The following is a 3,850-nucleotide window of genomic DNA, read 5'->3' as shown; positions in this document are numbered from 1 at the left end:
AATAGCCTGCTTTTTAGGCTTTATAAGCCTGAACCTAAGTCGTAGGATTTATAATCCGTAAAAAAGGAGAAATCGGACCTTTACCTTTGAAAATAGCGGTTGTAAATTTTTTGACCGAATTTGAAGTTTTTATTTCTCCATTATTCGGCTTCTCCAGAAGCAGCTTTTTTTAGTGAGTTAGGTCCTGTGTCTGGAGACTCAGGGAAAACAGAGCAGATCAGCCGAAATTTTAAATTTTCCATAAAAATGTAATTCGAATAAAGAAAAAAAGCAGTTGATAAAAATAGGGCTCAAAAGAACGTACAGGCCATAAATAAAATTTAGTTACTCGGTATCAGACACTTATAAAATTCGTTCATAATTCTTTTAACGAAAACTTGAAAATTTAAATTGGGGGGGGGTAAGTTTAGTTCAAGTTTTCGGCGCTGAGGGCTTTTTAATATATCGTTTGATTATAAATTTTAAGGAAAATGAAAAAAATGTTTTTGTCTTTTACATTATTGAGCGTTTTAGGTTTCTTCGGAGTAACCTATACGAGCGCTCAAGGTCTAGGAGGTCCAGGTTCGGGAAACCCGGAACTTAAGAAGCAGTTTTGTAATTCTCAAAAGAATACTTTCGAATGTAGGTATTTATCAGAAGGAGAGGATTGCCCATTCACTAAACCTACGAGTTGTCTCTAATATTGAACCTAGGGGAGTTCAACTCCCCTATCTTTTAATTTATGAAATTAAGGCTAATTACCTGTTTTATTGCGCTTACTTCATGGTCTTCCTGTTCTTCAGATAATTCCGCAATTGAAGAATATAGGTTAGTTCGTGAGACATACAATATACCGACGTCCGGGAAGATATCTTTATCGAATCCGCATCATCTGAGTAATGACACCCTATATAGTTTCGACTCTTATCAAAAGACATTGCTCAAACTATCACTTTTGGATTCCCAAATAGTCGAATCTCAAATTGAGTTTGATTTCGAGCTTGAACCTTATATTTTTTATTATATTCAGAGAGATTCTGTACTTTTTTCTACCGGAAATAAACTTTTCCTGAGTGATCAAAATGGAAAAATCTATCATCAAATAGGGCTATTTTCTGGACTTAATCAGATAGAGAAAGAAGTATATCAGGAATACCCTTTTGATGGTTTTGCACCCCATTTATTTTACAATGGGAATTCAAAAAGTGTCTTGTTATACTTTGCCAAAAGAAGCCAAATAGATCGACGTAAAGTTTGGGCTGAAATAAGTATCTCAAATGGCACTTGGAAAGTGTTTGACGGTTATCATCCTGAGGAGTACGATGGAGATGCACTGAATTACACCACTTTTCCAAGCGTGACTTGGGGGCCTGGCGGTTTATATTTTCAATATTCAATCGCACCCATTGTAACTCAGCTAGACACTGTGAGCTCGCGACAAAAGGATTTTATCATTAGAAGTTTTGATGGGATTCAATTCGCGGAACCTCAAACCTATAGGGAGGAATGGACTTCAGACTATTTTGAGAACTGGGTGTTGACATCACCAAACTACTTGAAACTTATCTATGACCCTTTCAGAAACCTATTTTACAGATTTTCTCATCCTGCATTAGATAGCTATCCCCCCTCGGGAAAAGACTATTATGAGTATCTAGTTGAAAATAGGGATATCCACTTGACAGTTCTCAATGAAAGGATGGAAGTGCTGCTGAACGAGATCCTTCCAAAAGGCAAATATGATGTGGCGAAAAGCATGGTATTTTCGAAAGGGTTACTAGTTCCGATTGAGAGTAGTAGCCTTAAAGATGAGGAGCAGCTTTATGTGGACTTATTCAAAGTAGCTCAGAAATCTTCTTTAGAAATTAGATGAAAATCGACCATTCCGAGAAAATGTATTTTGAATAATCAAAATTGCAGGTGATAAAAAGTGACCAATCTCACGTCTTAGAGGTATAAAAAAAATTAGTTATTCAGTACCAAGCACTTATAAAATTCGTTCATGATTCTTTTAACTAAGACTTGAATTTTTAAATTGGGGGGGGGTAAGTTTAGTTCAAGTTTTCGGCGCTGGGGACTTTTTAATGAATCGATTAAATTTAATTTCTAACAAGATGAAATCAAAAGTTTTAAAAATTGGAGGCTTAGTATTGTTGATATTTAGTCTGCATTTCTCCTCTAATTTGTTCCAGGATAAAGGGCAAGATTTTTCTCAACCTTTTAATTCCGTCCTTGCACAGAGCTTGGGAGGAGATGATTTAGGACTAGGGGGAGAAAAAACAGAATGGTTTTACTTCGATTGCGAGTATGTCCAGGGGAAGTATTGTAGCGCAGTTAAAAGTGATTCCTCATGTGGTAAGTCCAAGACAAAACCAATTGGAGCCTGCTAAAACATTAATGTATTCCAGCTCAGTGCTTTATACTGGGCTGGACTAAAATTCTAACTATGCAAAGGCTTGGGTTATACTTGTTTAAAAGATTAAAACTGTTGCTGTTATTGGGGTTTTTTCACAGTTCTTGTAATGATGCTACAAGTGAGAGGGAAATACTTAAATTTTCGATTGAGCCAAAATTTATAAGCACCGGAAATACCCTAGGCCAGTTTTACTTTTTCAATCAAGTGAGGAATGATTCTCTATTTCTTTTCAATGTATATAATCATTCCTTGGATATCGTAGACCTGAGGGTAGATTCCCTAGTACGCTCCATCCAGTTTGAGTTTAATGGACTAAATGCCGTGAATGATATCACGGGTTTCTACTATTTTAATGAAGATTCTATTTATCTGGCAGAGGGGAATTCGTCGGTTGTTTTGCTGAATAGTAAAGGAGAAATAAAAAACAGATACACGGATTTTGCGAATAGTCTTCCTCGAGATGAAATTGGAAAACTTTACGAAAATTTTCCTTCCCTTAGATTTTCTTCACAACTGATATTCAATCCCAAAAGGGATGAGCTGTTGTTGTATTTTATGAGCTTCAATCAACCAGAAACCAAAAGAATTTTGGCATCCTACTCTCTAAAAACTAGAAAACCCAGGTCCTTACCTATTTACTATCCTGAGTTTTACCAAAGTAAGAGACTGGATCTGAGTAAACTATTCTTGACTTCTGCTACCATGGATGATGAAGGATTTGCATATACGTTTTCTGTGAGCCCTAAAGTTTATCGATATAATTATAAGGAGGATAAGGTTTCATCGGTTGATGTGAATCCCCCTTGGGAAAAGACTTACGCTGATGTAATTCCTTATGGTGAAATGAGTAGTGATCAAAAACAGGTTTTTATGGCTGCCAATCCATTCTATTATAAAATTTTCTATGATCCTTATAGAGATATGTATTATCGCTTGAGTAGTCCCCCAAGACCCAACTCCTTTGAACCGGATTTCCACTATGTGAATTACAACAGGATTTTGGTTTCTGTCCTGAATAAAGACTTTCAACCCATCTCAGATTTTTTCTTGTCTAAGGAGAATACCTATAATGTGGGTTTTTCATTTGTCACTTCGGAAGGCTTGTGGATCAGTTATAACCAGAGAAATCAAGATGAAGAGCAATGGATAAAGGGAGATTTGATTGTATTGGAGTAAGATTTGTGAACCTTTCTCATCCTTAAGCATAAGACAATGGGTATACAATTTCTTTATAATGCTGCTTCCCTCTCTCATAAAGTAATGTTTCTGACCTCAGCGAATTACAAATTTGTATGGATATAAAGGTGTAGATGAAATCTACACCTAGTCCTAATCATATTTCTTCTACACCGAGAGGGGGGTGATAGGTATGAATATGAAATAATCAAATATAATCTCAAATAGTTGTTTGATTAAAATAGCCTGCTTTTTAGGCTTTATAAGCCTGAACCTAAG

At 36.0% G+C, this 3,850-nt stretch carries 3 protein-coding genes; all 3 read left to right on the top strand.

Annotated features, from left to right (window positions below):
- Nucleotides 1–721 precede the first annotated feature (721 nt).
- The 3 genes from QVH07_RS17615 (at nucleotide 722) to QVH07_RS17605 (ending at nucleotide 3,571) form a co-directional block, all read left to right on the top strand.
- The gene (locus QVH07_RS17615; protein WP_290003140.1) at nucleotides 722–1,852 is read left to right on the top strand and encodes a hypothetical protein; all 1,131 of its coding nucleotides are present in this window, start codon (nucleotides 722–724) and stop codon (nucleotides 1,850–1,852) included.
- A 241-nt stretch (nucleotides 1,853–2,093) separates the two neighbouring features.
- On the top strand, nucleotides 2,094–2,369 hold the full coding sequence (locus QVH07_RS17610) for a hypothetical protein (protein ID WP_290003138.1): 276 nt from the start codon (nucleotides 2,094–2,096) through the stop codon (nucleotides 2,367–2,369).
- Between the two features lie 56 nt (nucleotides 2,370–2,425).
- The gene (locus QVH07_RS17605; protein ID WP_290003135.1) at nucleotides 2,426–3,571 is read left to right on the top strand and encodes a DUF4221 family protein; all 1,146 of its coding nucleotides are present in this window, start codon (nucleotides 2,426–2,428) and stop codon (nucleotides 3,569–3,571) included.
- Nucleotides 3,572–3,850 lie beyond the last annotated feature (279 nt).

Source organism: Algoriphagus sediminis (assembly GCF_030403435.1).
Classification (GTDB): Bacteria; Bacteroidota; Bacteroidia; order Cytophagales; family Cyclobacteriaceae; genus Algoriphagus; species Algoriphagus sediminis.
This window is presented reverse-complemented; position numbering and strand designations above follow the sequence as displayed.